General features: G+C 48.7%; 21 protein-coding genes. 12 read left to right on the top strand and 9 right to left on the bottom strand.

Going from position 1 to position 21,737, the window contains the following annotated elements; genetic code table 11:
• Nucleotides 1-102 precede the first annotated feature (102 nt).
• On the top strand, nucleotides 103-495 hold the full coding sequence (locus ACWIP2_RS12300) for a hypothetical protein (protein WP_448520234.1): 393 nt from the start codon (nucleotides 103-105) through the stop codon (nucleotides 493-495).
• 384 nt (nucleotides 496-879) lie between these two features.
• Here ACWIP2_RS12300 and ACWIP2_RS12295 read toward each other — a convergent pair whose 3' ends face one another.
• A complete protein-coding gene (locus ACWIP2_RS12295) occupies nucleotides 880-3,309 on the bottom strand; it encodes a PspC domain-containing protein (protein ID WP_448520233.1) in 2,430 nt (809 codons plus the stop codon).
• A gap of 55 nt (nucleotides 3,310-3,364) precedes the next feature.
• Entirely contained in the window at nucleotides 3,365-3,697 is a 333-nt protein-coding gene (locus tag ACWIP2_RS12290; RefSeq protein ID WP_448520232.1) for a PadR family transcriptional regulator, read from the bottom strand.
• A 397-nt stretch (nucleotides 3,698-4,094) separates the two neighbouring features.
• Between ACWIP2_RS12290 and ACWIP2_RS12285 the strand changes: the two genes are divergently transcribed.
• Nucleotides 4,095-4,808: a hypothetical protein gene (locus ACWIP2_RS12285; RefSeq protein ID WP_448520231.1), complete on the top strand. Its 714-nt coding sequence runs from the start codon at nucleotides 4,095-4,097 to the stop codon at nucleotides 4,806-4,808.
• 191 nt (nucleotides 4,809-4,999) lie between these two features.
• Here ACWIP2_RS12285 and ACWIP2_RS12280 read toward each other — a convergent pair whose 3' ends face one another.
• Together ACWIP2_RS12280 and ACWIP2_RS12275 are read right to left on the bottom strand one after the other, a co-directional pair.
• A complete protein-coding gene (locus ACWIP2_RS12280) occupies nucleotides 5,000-5,665 on the bottom strand; it encodes a DUF697 domain-containing protein (RefSeq protein ID WP_448520230.1) in 666 nt (221 codons plus the stop codon).
• Nucleotides 5,666-5,736: 71 nt separating this feature from the next.
• Nucleotides 5,737-5,934: a hypothetical protein gene (locus ACWIP2_RS12275; protein WP_448520229.1), complete on the bottom strand. Its 198-nt coding sequence runs from the start codon at nucleotides 5,932-5,934 to the stop codon at nucleotides 5,737-5,739.
• A 112-nt stretch (nucleotides 5,935-6,046) separates the two neighbouring features.
• Between ACWIP2_RS12275 and ACWIP2_RS12270 the strand changes: the two genes are divergently transcribed.
• From ACWIP2_RS12270 to ACWIP2_RS12230, 9 genes are all read left to right on the top strand, one after another.
• Entirely contained in the window at nucleotides 6,047-6,547 is a 501-nt protein-coding gene (locus ACWIP2_RS12270) for a hypothetical protein (RefSeq protein ID WP_448520228.1), read from the top strand.
• 12 nt (nucleotides 6,548-6,559) lie between these two features.
• On the top strand, nucleotides 6,560-6,973 hold the full coding sequence (mce, locus tag ACWIP2_RS12265) for a methylmalonyl-CoA epimerase (RefSeq protein WP_448520227.1): 414 nt from the start codon (nucleotides 6,560-6,562) through the stop codon (nucleotides 6,971-6,973).
• Complete coding sequence (locus ACWIP2_RS12260) at nucleotides 6,970-8,502, top strand: aldehyde dehydrogenase (NADP(+)) (RefSeq protein ID WP_448520226.1); 1,533 nt, start codon at nucleotides 6,970-6,972, stop codon at nucleotides 8,500-8,502. The genes mce and ACWIP2_RS12260 overlap by 4 nt, the downstream gene beginning before the upstream one ends.
• A gap of 69 nt (nucleotides 8,503-8,571) precedes the next feature.
• Nucleotides 8,572-9,633, top strand: a complete 1,062-nt coding sequence (gene hisC, locus ACWIP2_RS12255) for a histidinol-phosphate transaminase (protein WP_448520225.1) — start codon at nucleotides 8,572-8,574, stop codon at nucleotides 9,631-9,633.
• A complete protein-coding gene (locus ACWIP2_RS12250; RefSeq protein ID WP_448520224.1) occupies nucleotides 9,634-11,070 on the top strand; it encodes an ATP-binding protein in 1,437 nt (478 codons plus the stop codon).
• A 32-nt stretch (nucleotides 11,071-11,102) separates the two neighbouring features.
• The gene (locus ACWIP2_RS12245; protein ID WP_448520223.1) at nucleotides 11,103-11,801 is read left to right on the top strand and encodes a 4Fe-4S binding protein; all 699 of its coding nucleotides are present in this window, start codon (nucleotides 11,103-11,105) and stop codon (nucleotides 11,799-11,801) included.
• 3 nt (nucleotides 11,802-11,804) lie between these two features.
• A complete protein-coding gene (locus tag ACWIP2_RS12240) occupies nucleotides 11,805-12,299 on the top strand; it encodes an NADH-quinone oxidoreductase subunit J family protein (RefSeq protein WP_448520222.1) in 495 nt (164 codons plus the stop codon).
• A 3-nt stretch (nucleotides 12,300-12,302) separates the two neighbouring features.
• Nucleotides 12,303-12,854, top strand: a complete 552-nt coding sequence (locus ACWIP2_RS12235) for a lysophospholipid acyltransferase family protein (RefSeq protein ID WP_448520221.1) — start codon at nucleotides 12,303-12,305, stop codon at nucleotides 12,852-12,854.
• A gap of 234 nt (nucleotides 12,855-13,088) precedes the next feature.
• Nucleotides 13,089-13,565 (top strand): hypothetical protein, encoded by a 477-nt coding sequence (locus tag ACWIP2_RS12230; protein WP_448520220.1) that lies wholly within the window; start codon nucleotides 13,089-13,091, stop codon nucleotides 13,563-13,565.
• Nucleotides 13,566-13,631: 66 nt separating this feature from the next.
• On the opposite strand, the gene ACWIP2_RS12225 is transcribed toward ACWIP2_RS12230, so the two are convergent.
• Nucleotides 13,632-14,147, bottom strand: coding sequence for an RNA polymerase sigma factor (locus tag ACWIP2_RS12225; RefSeq protein WP_448520219.1), 516 nt, complete (start codon nucleotides 14,145-14,147; stop codon nucleotides 13,632-13,634).
• A gap of 360 nt (nucleotides 14,148-14,507) precedes the next feature.
• Between ACWIP2_RS12225 and ACWIP2_RS12220 the strand changes: the two genes are divergently transcribed.
• The gene (locus ACWIP2_RS12220; RefSeq protein WP_448520264.1) at nucleotides 14,508-14,738 is read left to right on the top strand and encodes a molybdenum cofactor biosynthesis protein MoaE; all 231 of its coding nucleotides are present in this window, start codon (nucleotides 14,508-14,510) and stop codon (nucleotides 14,736-14,738) included.
• Between the two features lie 2 nt (nucleotides 14,739-14,740).
• Here ACWIP2_RS12220 and ACWIP2_RS12215 read toward each other — a convergent pair whose 3' ends face one another.
• The 4 genes from ACWIP2_RS12215 to ACWIP2_RS12200 form a co-directional block, all read right to left on the bottom strand.
• Nucleotides 14,741-18,178 carry a methylmalonyl-CoA mutase family protein gene (locus ACWIP2_RS12215; RefSeq protein ID WP_448520218.1) on the bottom strand — a complete coding sequence of 1,146 codons (3,438 nt, stop codon included), beginning with the start codon at nucleotides 18,176-18,178 and terminating at the stop codon, nucleotides 14,741-14,743.
• A 75-nt stretch (nucleotides 18,179-18,253) separates the two neighbouring features.
• The gene (locus ACWIP2_RS12210; RefSeq protein WP_448520217.1) at nucleotides 18,254-18,376 is read right to left on the bottom strand and encodes a hypothetical protein; all 123 of its coding nucleotides are present in this window, start codon (nucleotides 18,374-18,376) and stop codon (nucleotides 18,254-18,256) included.
• 18 nt (nucleotides 18,377-18,394) lie between these two features.
• On the bottom strand, nucleotides 18,395-18,808 hold the full coding sequence (gene fic / locus ACWIP2_RS12205; protein WP_448520216.1) for a protein adenylyltransferase Fic: 414 nt from the start codon (nucleotides 18,806-18,808) through the stop codon (nucleotides 18,395-18,397).
• 141 nt (nucleotides 18,809-18,949) lie between these two features.
• Nucleotides 18,950-21,673: a TonB-dependent receptor gene (locus ACWIP2_RS12200; RefSeq protein WP_448520215.1), complete on the bottom strand. Its 2,724-nt coding sequence runs from the start codon at nucleotides 21,671-21,673 to the stop codon at nucleotides 18,950-18,952.
• Nucleotides 21,674-21,737 lie beyond the last annotated feature (64 nt).

Below are 21,737 nucleotides of genomic sequence, written 5' to 3'. Positions count from 1 at the left end.
CAGCAAAGCTATGCCAAAAAAGCATATTGAAGCTGTCAAGACTTGTTAAATGCCAGATTGCCCGTAAATTATCTAAATTCACAAACTCAATTTGTTACCCCTTTGATACAGAGCTTAGGCTTTCGGTTGTTCTTGTTTTTTTTCCTTGCAGATATTGCGCTTCTGGGGATGCTACTCTGGGAAGACGATCGTTATGATATGCCGCCGCTCGCTGTGATTGCCTCCGAGTTGCCGCCGCGCACTGCTGCAAGCACAGAGATTATCTCTGCGGTAGCTTCGCCTACTGCCCGAAGCGCCGCCGCAGATACGGCATACCAGAACCGCGGCGTTGTAGTAACTCCCATCAACGGTGTAGAGCATACCGCACTGCCGAGATTAGGCACTGACATCCGCACATCTAAAGGCAGCGTAGTGGATAGTACCAACCGTTTCCTGCTTAAAAGCACCGGTACGGTAGGTGATGACTCCCGCACCACCCATACACCGACAAAATAACCGCTTATCTGTTTGATTGACTGTGGATTATTGTTGCACGGGCCGTGTAATGTCCCCCAAAATTTAGAGCATCGAATAATGCGCAAGTGAATCATCTACCATGCAGTTTTTATCTACATCAGCACACCTTAGAGGGCGTATTACAGGGCAATTATTTACCGATATTGAGAGGGTGTCCAAAAAGCAACACAGACTTTAGCCTGTGATTTGCTAATCACTTGATAATCAAATAACTACAGAATAAAGTCTGCGCTACATTCAGCCTTTTTAGACAGCCTCGATTGACCCATCATCCAATTTATAATCAATAACGCCTCTCCTATCTACCTTCAACAGGGGAAAATAAGAGAGGCAAGTACAGAGCGAATCATGCACAAAATAAAGCTAATCGCGATTGGTTTGCACTACTTTAGGACTGCCCCTGTAGCTGATTTCTGCTTCGCCCGTAGTATTTGTTATCACTTTTTTGTCGGCATGAACTTTTATGTTGCTGCTACCTGCTGCTGTGGCGATTACTTCCTTTGCTTTCATGCCGAAAGCATTGCAATCAGCTTCCTGTGAGGTATTGATAATCAGTGTATTAGTTGTCCCTGCTAACTGTAAAATAGAACTGCCGCCAAGTGAGGTTTTAATATTTTTTGCCTTGACGTTGGCTTCACATGTAATAGCGCCGTCCAGATTCAGGTCAAAATCTTTGGCTTTGAACTCGGCTACTTTCACCTCTCCTTCACCTTTGACTGACAATGCGGCAAGCATTGGTAAGCCAACCATCACGCGGACATTCTGCACTTCTTCTTCGTTAGCCTTATTGATGATTTTCAATAAGTTACCTTCCTGCACAACACTAATACCCGTCAGCGCTTGCTCATCATCCGCATCTATAACAAGTTCAAAGTGCTTACTCCGACTGATTTGCACATCATAATTGCCCTCTAACGATAGTTTGCTGAAGTCGGCATAATTGGTGTAACGCTTGGCATGAATACCGATTTCCTGATCATCAAATGCAGTTTTAGTCTCTTTTTCGGGACAGTTGAGGCACTTCAGCCCCTCTTCGGTAAATTTCCAGCGGTGGTTGTTGTCAAGGTCGCCCACATTGTAGCCGTGCGGGTAGAGCGTATGGCGCAGGATTCGCCCCAGACTTGGGTGCATAATAAACTCCTGCCCATACGGTACCAGCAATTCTAAGTTGATATGTTGTCCGCGAAAGACTGCATTGGCATCCAGCCCATAACCTTCGTCGAACCGAAGGACATTTGCCTGTTGTGTAGCATTGTATCGCACCATTCGAGCATTTTCCAGCGCATTTTGTGCATTGCTGCCGCGTGCTTTTACCATGCGCACCAATTTTATTTCACTACCCTCGTAGCCTTTGATAGTTAGCTCAACTATATCAAATTTGTTCTTGGCAAGTTTATTGACCTCCAGTACAAAAGGCGCTTGTGCACTTGCGAATACCTGTTCAGTGCGCAGGATTTCCTCTGTCTGCCATTGTTGCAATACGAAAGGCAGCATCGCTGAAGTGAGCGCAATACCTGAAATCCAGATACCAAACAGCGACCAGCCTACTACCGAGCCTACAATGTGGCGTTTAGTAAGCAGCGACAGCCCGGCAATACCCAGCGCAATCATCGGTACAACTACCGTGATAAACAGCGAAACAATTCCCATTACAGGTACGCTATTGCTGAAGACCCTTAGCGGAATACTATCCACATGAATGTCTGTGTAAACCATACCCATCAGCATACTGAATAGGATAACCAACGAGATTACGCTGATGACAGCCACCACAATCATCGCCGAAGCAGCTACTACGCGCAGCAACTGCCCCAGAAAATTGCCAAAGGGCTGGATAATTTGCGTCAGCGAGGCAATGATCAGCGACAGCAAACGGAATGGGAAGAGCAGAATTTTGACAAAGGTATTTTCCTCGTCCTGCTCCGGATCCATGTTCAGTCCTTCTTTGATTTTTCGCTCAATATTAGACAAGGTAACAGGTTCGCCTTCCATCTGCATTTTGTCGGTGAGGGTTTTAGCCTCAGGAGTAATCATCCAGAAGATCAGATAGGTGATAATTCCCACCCCGCCTAAGAAAATTCCCAGTATGAACAGCAATCGCACCACCAGCACATCTACCCCGAAGTACGCCGCCAGACCACCTGCAACACCGCCCAACACGCGATCTTCGGGATTGCGGAACAGCCGCTTGTAGCTTTGGTCATCGGGCAAATCTTCTGCGCCGGGCAACACCGCCCAAAGGATAGCATATGTTACGAGCGCAATGCCGCTCAGAGAGGTAAAGTAAATCACATCTACCAGCGTAGCCATAAACGCCAGCCGAATCCAAAGCGGGTCAATGCTCAGGTAGTGCGCAATACCGCTTGCTACGCCGCCGACTAACTTGCGCTTCAGGTCGCGGTAGAGTTTGCGCGTGCTGCGTTTGGTTTTTGCCTGCCGGTCGGTTTCGGGTGCCTGCTTGCTGTGCAGCGGCTCCTCTGCCTGCAATGGCTCTTCAGAACGACGATAGGCAGTATTGCTATCGGCTTCTGCTGCCTCAAAATCCGAAACGCTACCCATCGTAGCTATCAGGTCGTTGATGTCTTCAACAGTAATCACCTGCTTGTTTTCGCCCAATCGGGCAAGAAAAATTTCGGCGATGCGGTTTTCTATGTCTGAAATAATCTCTGCGCTGTCTTCGTAGGTAGAAAAATAGCGGTTAATACTCATGAGATATTGTTTCAGCAAATCGTAGCCGTCTTCCTCTATATGGAAAATAATGCCGCTGATGTTGATACTGATATTCTTTTTCATGGTGAATGTCAAATCATGCTAAAGGATGTGAAATATAGTTATGAGGTTGCAGCGATCAGGCTTGTAAATTGACAATCGCCTGCGTGGAAGCAACCAGTTCGTCCCATGTCTGACGCAATTCTTTAAGAAATCTTCGCCCCTCTTCGGTGAGTGTGTAGTACTTGCGCGGTGGCCCAAAGGCAGACTCTACCCACTTGTAATCTACCAGCCCTGCCTTGCGCAGTCGGTTCAGCAGCGGGTAAAGCGTTCCCTCTACCACCACTATTTTAGCGCGGGTAAGCTCTTCCAGCATATCGGAAGCATATATTTCCCCACGGGAAATAATGCTCAGAATGCAAAACTCCAGCACCCCTTTGCGCATCTGAATTTGTGTATTCTCAAGGTTCATGATCGTGTCATAGTTCAATGGTTCGCTAAATTACCCAATCGCTACATGGTGATATACGGAACTAAGTTAAATAAGTTACCTTGCAATACAAAGTACCTTGCAAAAAAATTTCTTCTCTGACCCCTCACAGAAAAAATTAATACTGAGCGCAAAAATAAATTTTTAGAATAATCAGCTGATAACCAGCACTATGAGATACAGACTCGACTCTTTCCGAGTATTTAGATTTGCGTATGCGAATATAAAATTTTGTAGTTCAAAAAAGCGAATATATATTTGTGGCAGATTTAAGAGCAAATAGTTTTTTCATTTTCATATTTACTGGTGAGACTAAAGGATACGGCAATGTCGTATCCTTTTTTATTTTTAGCTCTTAGCGGAAACAACTACCCGCCCGATGATAGTATTAATTACCAGTATGATACGCCTCCTGCTATTATTTCTATTGCAGCCGATGCTGATTGCAGCACAAACAGCCGCAGATTTTCGCGAGGCATATGCAAGTGAGTATCAGCGGGCTGAAAGCTGGCTACGTCGTCATTTAACGTGGCAAATGTTTACAGAAAAGCATTTCCCTGTAGCACTCGCAGCGGCTTTCCCGGAAATGGTGCGCTATAACGAACTCAGCAATTTGCTTGAAACAACTGCGCTGGAATTGCTCTATGTAAAGAAAGGCAGCCGTGCTGTGGATTTTTCCATCGGGCAGTTCCAGATGAAGCCCTCGTTTATCGAGCAATTGGAAAAGATGGCAGATTGTCCCCTACTGACCGTGCAACAACGCCAATGGCTGCAACTGCCTCATCTACCGCAGCAAGAAGCGCGTAGCCTCCGCATCCAACGCCTCAAACTGCCGGCTGCTCAGTTGCACTATCTCCTGATTTTTGAACGCATTGCAACTTGGCGACAAGCTACTCAACTGGCGTTGTGCACCACCAGAGAGCGCGTCAAACGATTAGCGGTTTTTTACAATGCGGGGCTGCACATTAGCACCGAACAGTTGCACTATTACCTGCAAACGCCACTTTTTCCTTATGGCAAACGCTATGCAGGGCCACAATATAGCTACGCCGATATTGCATGGGAGGCATATCGGAGACTGTACATACAATAAAAAAACCCCGCCTGAAAACAGGCGAGGTTTTTCCAAACTTACAACTTAACCCTATTGATTTGAAAAAAGAAATTGAACATCCTACCATTTGCAGTCCTAAACCTCTTGTGCCTGAAATGGCATAGAAACGTAAGCGCTCGTGTAGTTCTCAAAATTACACAAAAAAGCTAGTTTAACAACCTTAATTTATGTTAAATAGTTTTCAGCAGGTTTTCTTTGAGCAATTTGAACTCTTCGGGCGTGATTAAGCCTCTGTCTAACAGGTCGGAAAGTTCGCGGAGTTTAGTTAGCGCATCGCTGGCGTTTGTAGCACGGCCGCCTGCCGATTGGGGCTGTTGTTCGCCGCCGGTAGCTTTGCCTGCATCTGCCGTTGCTTTCTCTTTGCGCAACTCTTCCACAAAGGCTTTGCCGCGCTCAAACTGTTTTTTGTAGAAATCCTTAAAAGCCTCAACGTCAAAGTTCTGCATCGTGCCACCGTTTTCAAAGTGAGTCATAAACACCTGCCCGACGGCATAGGTAGTAGCCCCCGAAATAGCGGCCATGCTCACCCCGCCGATGACACTGCCTAATCCCGGAATAATCTTAATCGCTTCTGCACCCATGCGTGAAAGCGCACTACCCGTTAGGGTTGCAAGCAAAGTTTTGAACTGCGATTCGGAAAAATTGGTTTCGTAAATCACGCACAACTGTTTGAGCATATCCATCTGAATAGCCGTAACGGCTACCATATCAGCCACCGGGATTGGGATAAGTCCCGCCCCCATTGACCATATCACGCTGCTTTTAATCACAGCTTCGGCTTTATCTTTTCGGCTGCCCATGCTTTCTTTAATCTTGTTTAAAAAATAGTCTATCATTGTTGAAGCGTTTGAATCCGACATCGGAAACTCTATGGTATTGAACGGATGCCGCCTGATAAAGTTAGCCCTTATTTGTTCTTCTCATCGCGCTTGGTGATTTTGCGGTCGGGCAAATGCTCGTCCAAAAAGCGATTGATTTCGTCAATGCTCTTAGTGGAAACAATTTCGCCAAACGAATTGATACTTATTTCAAAGCCTTCCAACGCTTTGTTTACTTTTGGCTTGGCTTGTTCTTCCGTCGGTTTTTTGCTGATTTTCTTTGGCATAACAGGGATGATTAGATTGCAACAAATTTGTTGAAAACCATTTACACTTAGTAATTTACGAAATAAAATTGAAAAAACCTCATTAGCGGCGATGCGCACAATTATCTGCAATATGAAATTTATGCTGTTGGGCATACTGCTGGGCGGTTGCAGTTGGTTGTCGGTCAGCAATGACTTGGATACGCCTGTTACGATTCCCGAAGGACAAATTCGCTTGCAAACAGACAATATTGTTTATATTTTCAGCAGCGCGGGCGATATTCCGGCGGCCGATGCCAACGGCTACCTGCCAATGCCTATCGGCTTTTTGAGTTTGTATCGCCAACTGTCCTCTGCCGACCGCCGTTCGGCACAGTTGCGTTTTACAGGTTTTGACGCGCGTAACATTCGCCCGCCTTTTCGCGTGGAGCGCAACGTTTCGCTGACGCTTTTTCTGGGCAATACGCGCAGTTTTGCCGCCACCGCCCCCGACGACCTGCAACTGATCATTACAGAAATTGCGGGCAATACCATCAAAGGCAGATTTACGGCTAATGCAATTAACATCGCCAACCAAAACGAGCGCCTGCGCGTTACAGGCGGGCAGTTTCACATCAATTTTACTGAACAATAAGCAAACAAACATATGATAAAAGTAGAACACATCGGAATTGCCATCAAAGGGCTTTCAGAGGCCAATGAACTTTTTCACAAACTTTTTGGCAAAGCGCATTACAAAATTGAAGAGGTAGGTAGCGAAGGCGTAAAGACTTCTTTTTTCCAAATGGGCGAAACTAAAATTGAACTTTTAGAAGCCACCCGCCCCGATAGCGCAATTGCCAAATTCATTGATAAAAAAGGCGAAGGGCTACACCACATTGCCTTTGAAGTAGTTGATATTCAGGCGGAAATGAAGCGCTTGCAGGCAGAAGGCTTTCAACTGCTCAGCGAAACGCCCAAGCGCGGAGCAGACAACAAACTCATTTGTTTCTTGCATCCTAAATCTACGGGCGGCGTACTGGTAGAACTCTGTCAGGAAATTAAACCAGAAGAGGTATGATACAGGGCGCGCAATTTTTGGGTTTTGGCAGAAGCGGACAAAGCGCCGTAACTTTTCCTTCCATCAATCCACGCACCAACGAGCCTACGGGCTTTGTTTTTTACAGAACTACGGAAAGTGAATGCCGATGCGCCGTTGAGCTTGCCAAAGAAGCAGCCGAGGAGCTGCTGCAAATCAGCGACCAACAGCGGGCTGCCTTTCTACGCGCTGTTGCTGCCGAACTGGAAGCCGCTGCCGAGCCGCTCATGCAGGCAATTATGATGGAAACCGCGCTGCCGCCGTTCCGCATTATGAGCGAACGCATACGCACGCAGTTCCAACTTACCTCTTTTGCCGACTTATTGGAAAAAGGCGGCTGGCAAGAAGCGCGAACGGATGCCGCCCAACCGCAACGCCAGCCAATCCCTAAGCCATCCTTACACAAAACGCTCATCCCGATTGGCCCTGTGGTAGTTTTTGGCGCAGCAAACTTCCCCTTAGCCTATTCGGTGGCAGGGGTGGACAGCGCCGCCGCATGGGCTGCCGGCTGCCCTGTGATTGTCAAAGCGCATCCCGCGCATCCGCGCACAAGCGAACTGACCGCCGAGGCTATCGTTAAGGCTGCCAAAGATACCCAAATGCCCGAAGGTATTTTTTCTATGGTGTTCGACAACGGCACAAACGCGGCGCGTTGCTTGATACGGCATCCTCACATCAAAGCGGGCGGATTTACAGGCTCATTGGCGGGCGGTATGGCGCTCTACCGCTTGGCGCAAGAACGAGCAGACCCGATTCCATTTTTTGCCGAGATGAGCAGCGTCAATCCTGTGTTGCTTTTGCCCGAGGCGCTGCAAAATCGCGGCGAGGCAATCGCCAAAGAACTGACGCAATCCATTTGCAACAACATGGGGCAGTTTTGCACCAAACCCGGTTTGCTTTTCATGTCCGAGAGCGACGCGACCAATCAGTTTTTGCGTCATCTTTCGCAAGGCATTGCGCAAGTTCCGGCTGAAACGATGCTCAACGCGGGCATCGCTACGAACTATAGCCATCGCCGCACGCGCGCGATGGAACAAACAGGCGTAGAAATTCTGGCGGTCTCCGACCGCAAAGCGCGATTGGAAGACCAAAACGTCGGCATTCCTACTTTGCTGAAAATCAGCGGGAGGCGGTTCACAGAAAACCCGATTTTCGCTGATGAAATTTTCGGCCCTTGCAGCATAGCCGTTGTTTGTCAAAATGAAAGCGAAATGTGGCAATGTCTGGCGCAGTTGGAAGGACAACTTACTTGTTCCATTTTTGGCGAAGAACAGGAACTAACAGCCCGCCGCAACCGCTTGTTTGCCATGATGGAAAAAGCGGGTCGGCTGATTTTCAACGGCGTACCTACGGGTGTGGAAGTATCGCCGGCAATGCAACACGGTGGCCCGTTCCCCGCCACCACCGATACGCGGTTTGGTTCGGTTGGCGCCGATGCGATGCGCCGCTTCCTGCGCCCCGTCGCCTTTCAAAATTGCCCCGAAGCCTTGTTGCCGCTATCTTTGCGGTAGCGGGATATTCTCAAAACCTGACAGGCTTTGGAAACCTGTCAGGTTAAAAGCATACTCTCAGTCTTAAAAATGACAGAAGCTAATACATTCACTATCAGCAAATTATTGCGACCGCATATTGCGGGGTTGAAACCCTATTCCTCCGCCCGCGATGAGTACAGCGGCAAAGAGGGCGTATTTCTGGATGCCAACGAAAACGCTTTCGGTTCGGTTACCGAGCAGCCTTTCAACCGCTATCCCGACCCCTATCAGCACGAACTGAAAGCCAAAATTGCCGAGTTGAAACATTGCCGCCCCGAACAGATTTTTCTGGGCAACGGCAGCGATGAGGCGATTGACTTGCTCTATCGCGCTTTTTGCGAGCCGTATTTGGATAACGTCATCATTTGCCCACCTACCTACGGCATGTATGAGGTAAGCGCGGAAATCAACTGCGTGGAAGTGCGCCAAGTGCCGCTCACCGCCGACTTCCAACTGCAACCGCAGGCGATTATGGAAGCAGTGGACTGGCACACCAAACTCATTTTTGTTTGCTCACCCAACAACCCGACAGCCAACAACATGGCGGTGGACGACATCCGCTACTTGTTGGAACACTTCCACGGACTGGTAGTGGTGGACGAGGCATATATTGACTTTACCACACAGCCGAGTTTTGTCAAGTCGCTGGAAGTTTATCCCAATCTGGTCGTGTTGCAAACTTTCTCTAAGGCTTGGGGACTGGCTGCTTTGCGGCTGGGCATGGCGTTCGCCTCCCCCGAACTGATTGGCGTTTTGAACAAAATTAAGCCGCCGTACAACATCAACGGCGTAACGCAGCAACTGGCCTTGGCGGGGCTGAACCGAACTGATGTTTTCCGCGAAATGTTAGCCGAAACCCTGCGACAGCGCGAAATGCTGGCTGAAACCCTGAAAAGTCTGCCGCAAGTGTCGCATGTGTACCCTTCCGATGCCAACTTTTTATTGGTAAAAACCCCGCGCCCTAAGGAATTGTACGATTTCCTGACGCAAAAGAAGGTCATTGTGCGCGACCGCTCTAAGCTGGCGCTTTGCGAAGGCTGTCTGCGCATCACCGTAGGCACTGCCGAAGAAAACCGCCAACTGGTCGCCGCGATTCAGCAGTTTGTGTAGATGGATGACATCCTGAAATATTACCTTGCCAATACGCTTGCCACACCATCGGTAATGGCAGGGCGACTGATGCACCCTATTACGCACATGCGCTACCCTGCAAGACAGGTATATGCGCGTTTGCAAAAGTATGCCGATGATTTCTTTGCCAAAGGCACCGAACCCCGCCTGATCAGCCTGACCGGGCTGCGCGGCGTGGGAAAAACTACGCTGCTCTGGCAAATGGCAAACCACATCAGCAACAGCTATCGGCAGCAGGTTTATTTCTTTAATGTCAATACACTTAAAAATCTGGGAATCAGTTTGTTTACCGCTCTGGAAGCCTTTCAGCAACAGATTATTCAAAAGCGGTTTAATGAGCTGACATCGCCGATTATCTTGCTCTTTGATGAGGTGCAGGACGATGAGCAATGGGCACAAACGCTGAAAATTTTGTACGACGAAGCAAGAACGGCATTCATTCTTTGCACAGGTTCGTCTGCCCTGCTGCTTAACAGCACAGCAGATTTGTCAAGGCGAATGTACCTGCAACGCGTGTTCCCGTACAGTTTCAGCGAGTTGCTGATCGTTCAGGATGCAATGCAGCCTGCTTTGGGGCTGTCCCTGCCCGAAAAGCAGTTTTCCGACCAACTCAGAGAAATCATTTTTTACAGTGAAAATGCACAGGCATGTCATCAGCAACTTGCTGATATTCAGGACAAAATGCAGTCTGTTATCAATTCCTGGCGGTTGCAATTACCAGACCTGCCGGAACGGTATATCAACTACCTGAATTTTCCCAATCTGCTGTTTTATGATGATCTGGATGCTGTTCATCAAAGCATCCTTGATTTGCTCAAACGCATCATTTATGAAGATATTCCGATGCTCAAACCTGCCTACGGCGATTTGAGTAAGATAGAAAAACTGATGTTGCGGCTGGCAGGCTCTGATGAGGTGAATCCTGAAAAGCTGGCAGGCATTATCGGCATCAAGCAACAGGCTGTTCTTGAACTGCTGGATTTGCTTGTCAAAGCTGAACTGATGCATGTGCTGCTGCCTTTTGGTGGGCTTGACACCAGGATTGCAAAAAATAAAAAGGCGTTTTTCATGTCGCCCTCACTGCGTCGTGCGCTGCTGTACACGCTTTATGGACAAACACTGCCCGAACAGTATCGCAGTAAATTGCTGGAAGATGTTGTGATGATGTATCTGAAAAGAATTTTGCCGGGCAGCATCATCTCATTTACCACCGGCAGCGCGACAGCTAACCCCGATTTTGTCATTGAAACGCGCGACCGTCCGCTGGTGCTGGAAGTCGGTACGCATAAAACAACGGCTGCACAGGTACGTGCCGTTCCTGCCCGCTACGGGCTATTAGTATCAGGCGGTACTGATGTGCCCGCATGGAAAGAAAATATCATTCAGTTGCCTTTTAACTGGTTTTTGTTGTTGTAGAAACAGCAACGCACACTACTTTTACGCCTGTCATGTCTTACTTCCAAAATATCATCACCGCAGCCCAAACCCTCTGGAAAGGTATCTGCCTCACAGGCAGGCACTTGCGCGATGCTATCCGCAAGCCGCGACAGGGAACGCTGCCCGTAAGCGATGCGCAGTATTTCCATCAGGAACAAAGCATTATCACGCTGCAATATCCCAAAGAGCGGTTGCCCGTGCCCGACAACGGGCGTTATAAGTTGCACAACCAGATAGACGACTGCATCGTTTGCGACAAGTGTGCCAAAATTTGTCCGGTCAATTGCATTGATATTGAGGCAATTAAAGCGCCCGAAGCCATTGGTACTACCTCTGACGGCACGCCTATCCGCCTTTATGCAGCAAAGTTTGATATTGACATGGCAAAATGCTGCTTCTGCGGACTTTGCACCACCGTTTGCCCGACTGAATGTCTGACAATGACCCCTGAATACGATTTCAGCGTATTTAATTTGGAAGAACTCAACTTTAAATTTTCCGACATGACGGCAGAAGAAGCGGCGCAGCGGCGCGCCGAAGCCGCCGAACGGGAAGCAGCCAAAGCAGCCGCCAAACAATCGGCAGCGCTTGCCAAAGAAACGCCGAGTGTGAAAACTGCCACAGAAGGCGCAGCGCCTTCCCCTAAACCCGCAGTAAAGCCTAAGTTAGTGATAAAAAAACCACCCACGCCACCACCTGCCGAATCGTAACGCATGGAAAACAACGGACTGCTGTTCTATCCCCTTGCCCTGATGGCAGTTAGCGCCGCGCTGTATGTGCTTTTCACAAGCAATCTGATGCGTGCCGCCCTTGCCTTGATGATGGTATTTCTCTCATTGGCAGGCATTTACGCGTTGGCAGGTGCAGAGTTTGTCGCAGCGGCGCAAATCATGGTCTATGCCGGTGGCATCCTGATCATCCTTGTTTTTGGTTTGATGTTTACCTCAGAAAAAGACGGGCGACCTGCTACTTCGTCGCACCAATACCAAGGCATCGCTGCTGTTTTGAGCATTGCTTTGCTGGCTGCATTGGTTCGGCTGGGGCTACATGTCTCGCAACTGCCGCAAAAGGCAGAGCCGCCTTCCATTGTAGCATTGGGAACTGCCCTGCTTACCGATTACGTACTTCCGCTGGAAACGCTGGCGATGCTGCTGCTGTTGGCATTGGTAGCAAGCGTGTATATTGCATCACAAAACAACACCGACTGACAGATGATTGCGCAAATCGCTAAATGGTACTTCCGCAGCATTGGCTGGACAATCAAAGGAACCATTCCCCCCGATATTAAAAAATGCGTGGTAGTAGCTGCGCCACACACCACCAACTACGATTATCCGATTGCGCTGTCAGTTTTTTATACGCTCAATCTGCCGGTTCGTTTTTTGGGAAAAAAGCAGCTGTTCAGTTTTCCGCTGGGCATCCTGATGCGGGCAACGGGCGGCATCGCCGTGGATAGAAGCAAAAACAATAATCTGGTGGAGTACATGGTCAATTTATTTACCCAACATGAGCAACTCTACCTGCTCATTCCGCCCGAAGGTACGCGCCAAGCCGTCAAAGAGTGGAAAACAGGCTTCTATCGCGTGGCAGAAGCAGCAGGCGTACCTATTATTCTGGGCTACTTGGACTATGCCAAAAAGGAGGCGGGCTTTGGAAAAGTATTCTATCCGACAGGCGACATTGAGGCAGATATGAAAGAAATCAAGGCATTTTACAAAAATGTTACGCCGAAATATCCCGACAAGTATCGCACAGCAGACTAACTTAACCATTTATTCATTTGCCTGTGGGCAAAACATTTGCTATATTTGTTAAAATGCTTTATGCAACCTGACTATTAAGTAGTTCAGCAAACTGTAAGCGACGTGCAACGCACGCTCTTTAGGCTATGTAAGTAATTGACATTCAGTAAATAATCAACACGCACCTTCAAGAGTGCGATACATTTTAATTTACCCAATTAATCATTTCCTGTAAACTAAATCCAAACAAACGCCATGAGCGACACACCTCCAAATACTTCATTAGTGCCTTCTGAAACACCAAAACAGGAGCAAGGCAAATTTGATTTCAATAAGTTGATGGATGATGCCAAAGCTATTTTGGGTATCCTACAAGAAAAAGGCAGCGAAGTAGCAAAAGAAATTCAGGAAGAATTAGACGAGATTCGCGCTAAAATGGCTGATGAAGCCACCCGCGAGGAGTACAAGAAAAAAGCAATGGACACCTTTGCCTCCATTAAAAGTCGCGTAAAAGAACTGGCAGACGATGCGGACGACGAAGTAAGAGAGACCTTTGCAGAGTTGCGTCAGGAATTTGACGAAAAAATCGCCAAAGTAAAGAGCGGCGAATTGATGAAAGAAATCCGCGAAGAATTAGACGAATTCAAAGAAGACGTTCAGGAAGCTTTTGCTGGATTGAAAAATCGCTTTTTTGGTGAGAAGAAAAGCGACGATGCACCTGATAAGCAGTAAAGTGAAGATAAAAGGAAGCCCGATACATAATATCGGGTTTCCTCACTACAGCTGGTTAAAATAAGACTAATTCATATTTGTTGCATATACGCTAAGCTTGTTTTTCAACTCTTTACGGGCAATGTGAATGCGATTCTTTACCGTTCCAATCGGAATCTGCAACTTGTCTGCAATCTCATGGTATTTAAAACCACGAAAGTGCATCACAAAAGGTACCCTATATGCCTCATCTAAGTTATCAATAGCCTTGTTCATGTCTGACATCATAAAGGCAGAAAAAGCAAGGTTATGCGTAATGTTTGCCGAAGAATTGAGGTAGTGAAGGTTATCGGTAGAATCAATAAATGTATTACGACGAACTAATCGCTGATAGTTCGTAATAAACGTGTTTTTCATGATTGTATAAAGCCATGCCTTAAGGTTAGTACCCTCTGCAAATTTCTCACGGTTGATGAAGGCTTTCAGCATCGTTTCCTGCAATAGGTCGTTCGCTTCTTCTGCATCCTTAGTAAGTTTCATCGCAAACGGCTTCAGCGATGAAGTCATATCCTTAATTGAATGGCTAAATTCTGATGCTGTCATGGCTGTGATTTTTTTGTTTAAGCAAATATAGCAATCCTTAAACACAAATGCAAGAGCTTGTTTAAGTTTTTAAAAGAATTACCTTAACAAAATCTCAAATGAGCAACCAATCGTTAAAAAGTATCCGTTATCGCTTTTACACCTTGTATGCTACGCGCTATTCTGTAACCGCCTTTAGGTGATGAAATTGCGCGATAGACGCTACCCAATCGTTGTGAATTGCATGATGAGTAAAGGTAGTATGATAAAACACGCCGTTTATGATATGCTGATGTAAAACAGGTTCAATGCTACCAGACAGGTTACGCATCCGGAATACGAAGCCTATGCACCAATGTCACTCAGTGAAATGAAAAAAAAATAGCTTACGCAACAGCGCAACAATGGACGATTAGCAAATTCGCGATGGTTCACCCCACGAATCCGTTAGCGATTGGCGAGGTGGCTGTAGTCGTTGCCGTTGCCACCCCGCATCGCAAAGAGGCTTTTGAAGCCTGTCGTTCTATCATTGATACACTCAAAGCGACCGTTCCTATCTGGAAAAAGGAGCATTTTGAGGGCGGCGCTGTGTGGATCGCTGCCCATCCATAAACCTACATATTGCGGCGATACTTGCCGCCTACTTCGTAGAGAGCAGAAGAAATTTGCCCCAGACTGCACGTTTTGACGGCTTCCATCAGCGATTCAAAGATATTTTCGCCTGCAAGCGCCGTTTCCTGCAATCGGCGCAGCGCCTGCTTGCCGTCTTCGGCATAAGTAGCTTCAAAACTGCGCAGCGAACGGATGGCGTACTCCTTTTCTTCGGCGGTTGAGCGGCGCACTTCGGCAGGGATAATCGTCGGCGAGCCGTTCGGATCAAGGAAAGTATTCACCCCAATAATCGGCAGTTTGCCGCTGTGTTTCAGGGTTTCGTAATACATGCTTTCCTCCTGAATTTTGCTGCGCTGGTACATGCGCTCCATCGCTCCCAAAACGCCGCCGCGTTCCGAAATGGCACGGAATTCTTGCATCACCGCTTCTTCCACCAAATCGGTCAGTTCTTCAATGATGAACGAGCCTTGCAGTGGGTTTTCGTTCTTGTTCAGTCCCAGTTCTTTGTTGATAATCAACTGAATAGCCAGCGCGCGGCGCACGCTTTCCTCTGTCGGCGTGGTGATCGCTTCGTCGTAGGCGTTGGTGTGCAAACTGTTGCAGTTGTCGTACAGCGCGTACAATGCCTGCAAGGTCGTGCGGATGTCGTTGAAAGCGATTTCCTGCGCATGCAAACTACGTCCCGAAGTCTGAATGTGGTATTTCAGTTTCTGGCTGCGTTCGTTGCCTTTGTATTTGTATTTGATGGCTTTTGCCCAAATGCGACGCGCCACGCGACCCAGCACCGAATATTCGGGATCCATGCCGTTGGAGAAGAAGAACGACAAGTTAGGCGCAAAATCGTCAATGTGCATGCCGCGGCTCAGGTAATATTCCACATAAGTAAAACCGTTGGAAAGCGTAAAGGCCAACTGGCTGATAGGGTTTGCGCCCGCTTCGGCGATGTGGTAGCCGCTGATAGATACAGAATAAAAATTCTGCACTTTATTGTCCACAAAATACTGCTGGATGTCGCCCATCATGCGCAGGGCGAACTCTGTGCTGAAAATACAGGTGTTTTGCGCTTGGTCTTCTTTGAGGATGTCGGCTTGCACCGTGCCGCGCACTTGACGGAGCGTATCGGCTTTGATTTGGTCGTAAACTTCACGCGGCAGCACGCGGTCGCCCGTCGTGCCGAGCAACAACAGCCCCAAACCGTCGTTGCCTTCGGGCAGGCTGCCCTGATAAGCCGTTTCAGTGGCTTTGAGTTTTTGCTGCACTTCTTGTAGCAAACCGTTTTTGCGGATATAAATTTCGCATTGCTGGTCAATAGCGGTATTGAGAAACATAGCCAAAATAGCGGGCGCAGGACCGTTGATGGTCATGGAAACCGAAGTGGCAGGGTGGCAGAGGTCGAAGCCGGAGTAGAGTTTCTTTGCGTCGTCCAGCGTAGCGACGCTCACGCCGGAGTTGCCTATTTTGCCGTAAATATCGGGGCGATGGTCGGGGTTTTCGCCGTAGAGCGTAACCGAATCAAACGCCGTAGAAAGTCGCTTGGCAGGCATTCCTTTCGAGAGAAAATGAAAACGGCGATTGGTTTTTTCCGGTCCGCCTTCGCCTGCAAACATACGCGCTGGGTCTTCGCCTTCGCGTTTGAGCGGGAATACGCCCGCCGTATAGGGGAAAAATCCGGGCGTGTTTTCAGTCAGCAGCCAAGTGAGGATGTCGCCCCAGTCTTCGTATTTAGGCAGCGCCACTTTGGGGATTTTCAGCCCTGAAAGCGAGGTTGTGTAAAGGTCTTGCGCAATGACTTTGTCGCGTACCTGAAAGTAGTACTTATCGGCGCGATAGCGTTTTTTGACCTCTTCCCAAGATTCCAGCAAACGGCGACATTCAGGGTCTAAGCGTTCGCTAAGTGTCTGGTATTGAGCGATTAAATCTTTCAAATAGTCGGGTTCGTCCTGTACGTATTCAATGGCGCGAACGGCGCTTTTTTCTTCGCCTTCGGTTACAGTAACGTCAATGCGCTTCTGTCCGATGCCTTCGCGCAAGTGTATGATTGCGCCGTGCAATTGGTACATTTTGCGGGCAATTGCGCTTTGTTCTTTGACAAATTGCTTGTATTGGTCAAGCGTTTCGCAAATTTCGGCCAGATAGCGCGTGCGGTCGGACGGAATAATCGGCTTGGGCAGCGAAGTGAGCGGTGAGCCGCCGTCGCTTGCATCGGCATGAATCCAACTTAGCGAAACGCCGCGGCTTTCCATGCGTTCGCGCAGTTTGCCCATCGTTTTGCGGAACAGCAAGTTCGTTCCGGCATCGTTGAACTGGCTGGCAATCGTGCCGAAAACGGGCAGTTGCTCATCGGGCGTATCCCAAAGGTTGTGGTTGCGGCGGTATTGCTTGCGCACATCGCGCAGGGCATCTAATGAACCGCGCTTGTCAAATTTATTAATAGCAATCAGGTCTGCAAAGTCCAACATGTCAATTTTTTCCAATTGCGTCTGCGCGCCAAATTCATTGGTCATTACGTAGAGCGACACGTCGGAGTGTTCAATAATTTCCGTGTCGGACTGCCCGATGCCCGAAGTTTCTACAATCACCAAATCAAAGTTGGCGGCTTTGCAAATGTCAATCGCCTGCTGCACGTGGCGACTGAGCGCCAAATTGCTCTGACGGGTTGCCAGCGAACGCATGTACACACGCGGATTGTCGGCGCTGTTCATGCGGATACGGTCGCCCAGCAGCGCGCCGCCCGTTTTCCGCTTAGAAGGGTCAACAGAAATAATCGCCAGTTTGCGGTCGGTGTATTCATAAAGGAAACGGCGAATCAACTCGTCCACCATGCTGGACTTACCCGCGCCGCCTGTTCCCGTAATGCCCAGCACAGGCACATCGGCGCGCGGCCGAACAGTTACTGTTTCATAAACCTCCGGATGATTTTCCGCCAGCGAGATGAGCCTGCCTAAGTGCGCGGGATTGCTCCAGTCAATGGCTTTATGTCCTTCGGTGAGGAAGCATGAAGCCTGCAAGGGGTCAAAATCAGACTTTTGCATCAGGTCGTTAATCATGCCCTGCAAGCCCATTTGCCGCCCGTCGTCGGGGCTGTAAATGCGTGTGATGCCGTAGGCGTGCAGTTCTTCTATTTCGGTAGGCAGAATGGTGCCGCCGCCGCCGCCAAAAATGCGGATATGACCACAGCCGCGTTCCTGCAACAGGTCGTAGATATATTTGAAATACTCCACGTGTCCGCCTTGATACGATGTAATAGCGATTGCTTGCACATCTTCCTGAATGGCGCATTCCACTACTTCACGCGCCGAGCGGTTATGTCCTAAGTGAATCACTTCCGCCCCCGTCGCCTGCATCATGCGGCGCATGAGGTTGATGGCGGCATCGTGCCCGTCAAAGAGAGAGGCTGCCGTTACTATGCGGATTTTGTGTTTGGGTTGGTAAGGTAGCATGGATTTGGGTGTTTATTGGTCAAGCAAATTTAACCCAAAATGAATGGAACCTAAGCGCCTTTGGCATCAAGCGCTTTATTCGTCTTCGCCTTTTTGATAGCCTTCGTAGTGGTAGGACTGCTCAATACCTTTAAGAATAATCTCTCTGTTGTTAATTTCTTCGGTGAGATGGGCGGAAAGCAGCACGCGCAGTTCCAAATCGTTGATGGGGCTTCTTTACATTGCCTGCAAATACAATTCCTTGCTGATAAATTGCCAATCCACCACTTTTTTGAGCCTTTTTTTCAATAGCATATCTAACCAAATGCGCATCGCTCTGCCGTTGCTCTCCAAAAAGGGGTGTGCGATGTTCATTTCCACATATTTGGCAATGATTTCCTCAAAAGTATTTTCAGGCATTTGTTCAATTTTTGCCAGCGCCTCTTTCAGATACAAAGCCGTAGCAAAGCGAAAGCCGCCTTTGGAAATATTTTGGGTACGAATTTGCCCTGCAAAGTCATACAAACCGCCAAAAAGATAGGTGTGGATTTGCTGCAACCCCTTAGTAGTCCCGACCTCTATCTTCTCAATATCGCCTGTCTCAAACAGCCGGTACGCGTTTTGGATGCTTTGCTTGTCTATGTTTTTCATGGTTAGAGCCGTATTATACCAGAATAAATTCAACCTTAGCGCATTTTCCGTTTCGAGCATGGCGCTCTTTGTGATGAATGGCTTTTGACCACAAAGAACGCCATGTTTAAAATGCTGATACACTGAAATTTAATTGCTGCCTTATTTTTTCGCCAGACGGAAGTTCAGGCGGGCGAAGTAGAACGCACCACCCATGCCCATCTGCACGGGCGCGTATTTGAATACGCCGAAGTAGCTGTTCGGATAAATCTGCTCGTCGGGGAATACATTGAAGAGGTTGTTTGCGCCTATAGTCAGCGAAAGCGAAGGCAACAGTTCGTAAGCTAATGAAAGATCGGTTACCAATTTGCCGCTGTGTACTTGCACCTCGCCGAAGGGAAAGCCGTTGCGCGTAACTTCGCCGAAGTAGGTATTGCGCAGCAACACACCAAACTTGCCGATATTATAGCCCACTCCTGCATTGATTTTAGAGCGCGGATTGCTGCGCTCAATCAAGGTGCGCTCCGCTGGGCTGAAATAAATGTCTTCCTGACCAACCAGCGCGGGCGGAATACTCAGTTCATCGCCTACTTCTATGCGGTTGAAGTTGGCTGCCAGCGTCAAATCCAGTTTGCCGGAGCCGATTGGAGTGCGGTATTGCGCCACCGCATCAATGCCCTGTACCTGTACGTTCACCGCATTGGTGAAAAATCGGGCTACGTCTGCGCCAAAAGGCAGCAGCAGTCGCTGAATTTCAGGCACATCGCCGCCGAAGGGATCTTGCCCGAAGCCGCCTGTGAGTACCACGCGGTCGTTGATGCGCGTACTGTAACCGTCAATGGTCAGGCTAAAATTACCCATCGGGCTGAAGGTTGCGCCTACGCTGTAATTCACTGAGGTTTCATGCTTCAACTTTGGAATACCCAAAGCTGCTGCAATCGGGCTGTTGTTGGCAAAAAATCCTGATTCGCCCAAACGTCCGTTAGGCAAAATGTCGGTCGTTACGGAGGTGAAAAACTGCTGGTGCAGCGAGGGAGCGCGGAAGCCTGTGCTCAAAGCGCCACGCAGCGCAAAGCTGTTGGTCAGGTTGAAGCGGGTCGCTAATTTGCCGTTCAAAGTTGCGCCGAAATCGCTGTAATTTTCAAAACGGGCTGCCGCCTCTACTGTCCATTTTTTGCTAATGTCCAATTCCGCATCGGCATACAGCGCCACGTTGTTGCGGCTGGCATTAACGGCGCGCGCAAAACCATTGAACGACTGCGCACCGCCTGCCAAACCGCTTGGATTGGTTGTAGTGCCGTCAGGTTGGGTTACTAAGGCATAATTGCGCCATGAAGCCTCTTCACCTGCACGAATTTGGTAGTTTTCCAGACGGAATTCCGCGCCGAAAGCAAGGTTCAAACCACTCAAAACGCCTGCATAGAAGCGGCTCAAATCGGCGTTCATCGTGTTTTGCAAAAAGGAATGACCGCCCGCATCAAAGCGCTTAGGGCTTGCCTGACGCAGCGAGGCATTGTTCGTATTGTCCACTGTGTAGTCAAAGCGGTTATTGCCCAGCGTGTTGCTCAGGTCAAACAACCAACCGCTGTTGAAGCGGTGTTTCAAACCTACTGCCAATGAGCCATCAAAAATATTGGACAAAGTGCTGGGCTGGAAACCAAGCGGGAAGATTTCAGGTACTACGCGGTTAGTTTCCGAAGGCAGGCGGCGGAAACCGTTACCCTTGCCCCGACGATAGTTCAAACCACTGAAAGCATAGAGTTCGGTATTTTTGCTATTGCCCAGCGGCAGGCTGAAATTGAAGAACAGCGAGGCATTGTCTATCGCCGCATCACCCACGCGGAAGTTGAAATCATCGCGGGTCAGTCCGCGACGCGCCAATTCGTTGTCGTCAAAGCGACGGGATGCGGCAGGGTCGTCTGTAAACACATAGGCAAAAAAGTTACCCAAAGCGGACTGGTCAAAAATAATCAGGTCGTGGTTGTTGGTGCGGTTAGTCTGCCCGCGGTGGTAATATTCGCCTGTGATGTTCAGGTAGCCGCCTTTTTTGCCTATATCAAAGCCGTAGTTGGCGTTGAACTGCGTCATCTGCCCGTCGCCTGCCGAGGTAATGCCCGAAGAAGCATTGACGTTGAGCAGGTTTGTATTTTTCTTCAGTACAATGTTGATAACGCCTGCAATGGCATCCGAGCCGTATTGCGCCGAAGCGCCGTCGCGCAGGATTTCAATGCGCTCAATCGCTGCGGCAGGGATGGAGTTCAGGTCAGTACCGACCGTGCCATTGCCGAAAGTGCCCTGATTGTTGAGCAACGAAGTGGTATGTCTGCGCTTGCCGTTAATCAGCACGAGGGTCTGGTCGGGGCCAAGTCCGCGCAGCGAAGCAGGATCAATGTGTTCTGTACCGTCCGAAGCCGACTGACGGTTGGCATTGAACGAAGGAGCCAGATAGGTCAGAATCTGGTTCACGTCGTATTGCGGAACGACCTGTTGCAGGGCTGCCATGTCAATCACATCTACCGGAACGGTCGTGTTCAGTTCGGTGCGATTAATGTTGCGCGAACCTACAATCTGGATGTCCTGAATCATGCGGTCGGCAGGTGCAAGACTCACGTTGATGGTCGTTTCGCTGCCCACGCTGATTTCCTGTGTCTGATAGCCTATGTAGCTGAAAACCAGCACATCGCCCGATTTGGCGCGTATCTGATACTGCCCGTTGCCGGCGGTTGTAGTGCCCTGCGTCGTATTTTTGATACGAATGCTTACGCCGGCGAGCGATTCAGAATTCCCCGATTCGGTTACAGTGCCTTTAATGGTTAGTTGTTGTGCCAGTAGTGGACTGCTCAAAAGCAATAGCAGCGCCAACTGCAAGAAAAAAATTTTTCTCATGCGGGAAAGTGATTAAGTAAAAATGTGGAATAAGTGACGACTGTGAAAAAACAGCAGGAATTTA

The organism is Rhodoflexus sp., from assembly GCF_053489755.1.
The sequence above is the reverse complement of the archived record's forward strand: the minus strand, read 5'-3'. Positions and strand labels throughout refer to the sequence as shown.

Excerpts from the sequence above, each read along its gene's own strand:
- ACWIP2_RS12295 (WP_448520233.1), bottom strand. The coding sequence starts at position 3,309 with ATGAAAAAGAATATCAGTATCAACATCAGCGGCATTATTTTCCATATA.
- ACWIP2_RS12290 (WP_448520232.1), bottom strand. The coding sequence starts at position 3,697 with ATGAACCTTGAGAATACACAAATTCAGATGCGCAAAGGGGTGCTGGAG.
- ACWIP2_RS12285 (WP_448520231.1), top strand. The coding sequence starts at position 4,095 with ATGATAGTATTAATTACCAGTATGATACGCCTCCTGCTATTATTTCTA.
- ACWIP2_RS12280 (WP_448520230.1), bottom strand. The coding sequence starts at position 5,665 with ATGATAGACTATTTTTTAAACAAGATTAAAGAAAGCATGGGCAGCCGA.
- ACWIP2_RS12275 (WP_448520229.1), bottom strand. The coding sequence starts at position 5,934 with ATGCCAAAGAAAATCAGCAAAAAACCGACGGAAGAACAAGCCAAGCCA.
- ACWIP2_RS12270 (WP_448520228.1), top strand. The coding sequence starts at position 6,047 with ATGAAATTTATGCTGTTGGGCATACTGCTGGGCGGTTGCAGTTGGTTG.
- mce (WP_448520227.1), top strand. The coding sequence starts at position 6,560 with ATGATAAAAGTAGAACACATCGGAATTGCCATCAAAGGGCTTTCAGAG.
- ACWIP2_RS12260 (WP_448520226.1), top strand. The coding sequence starts at position 6,970 with ATGATACAGGGCGCGCAATTTTTGGGTTTTGGCAGAAGCGGACAAAGC.
- hisC (WP_448520225.1), top strand. The coding sequence starts at position 8,572 with ATGACAGAAGCTAATACATTCACTATCAGCAAATTATTGCGACCGCAT.
- ACWIP2_RS12250 (WP_448520224.1), top strand. The coding sequence starts at position 9,634 with ATGGATGACATCCTGAAATATTACCTTGCCAATACGCTTGCCACACCA.
- ACWIP2_RS12245 (WP_448520223.1), top strand. The coding sequence starts at position 11,103 with ATGTCTTACTTCCAAAATATCATCACCGCAGCCCAAACCCTCTGGAAA.
- ACWIP2_RS12240 (WP_448520222.1), top strand. The coding sequence starts at position 11,805 with ATGGAAAACAACGGACTGCTGTTCTATCCCCTTGCCCTGATGGCAGTT.
- ACWIP2_RS12235 (WP_448520221.1), top strand. The coding sequence starts at position 12,303 with ATGATTGCGCAAATCGCTAAATGGTACTTCCGCAGCATTGGCTGGACA.
- ACWIP2_RS12230 (WP_448520220.1), top strand. The coding sequence starts at position 13,089 with ATGAGCGACACACCTCCAAATACTTCATTAGTGCCTTCTGAAACACCA.
- ACWIP2_RS12225 (WP_448520219.1), bottom strand. The coding sequence starts at position 14,147 with ATGACAGCATCAGAATTTAGCCATTCAATTAAGGATATGACTTCATCG.
- ACWIP2_RS12215 (WP_448520218.1), bottom strand. The coding sequence starts at position 18,178 with ATGCTACCTTACCAACCCAAACACAAAATCCGCATAGTAACGGCAGCC.
- fic (WP_448520216.1), bottom strand. The coding sequence starts at position 18,808 with ATGAAAAACATAGACAAGCAAAGCATCCAAAACGCGTACCGGCTGTTT.
- ACWIP2_RS12200 (WP_448520215.1), bottom strand. The coding sequence starts at position 21,673 with ATGAGAAAAATTTTTTTCTTGCAGTTGGCGCTGCTATTGCTTTTGAGC.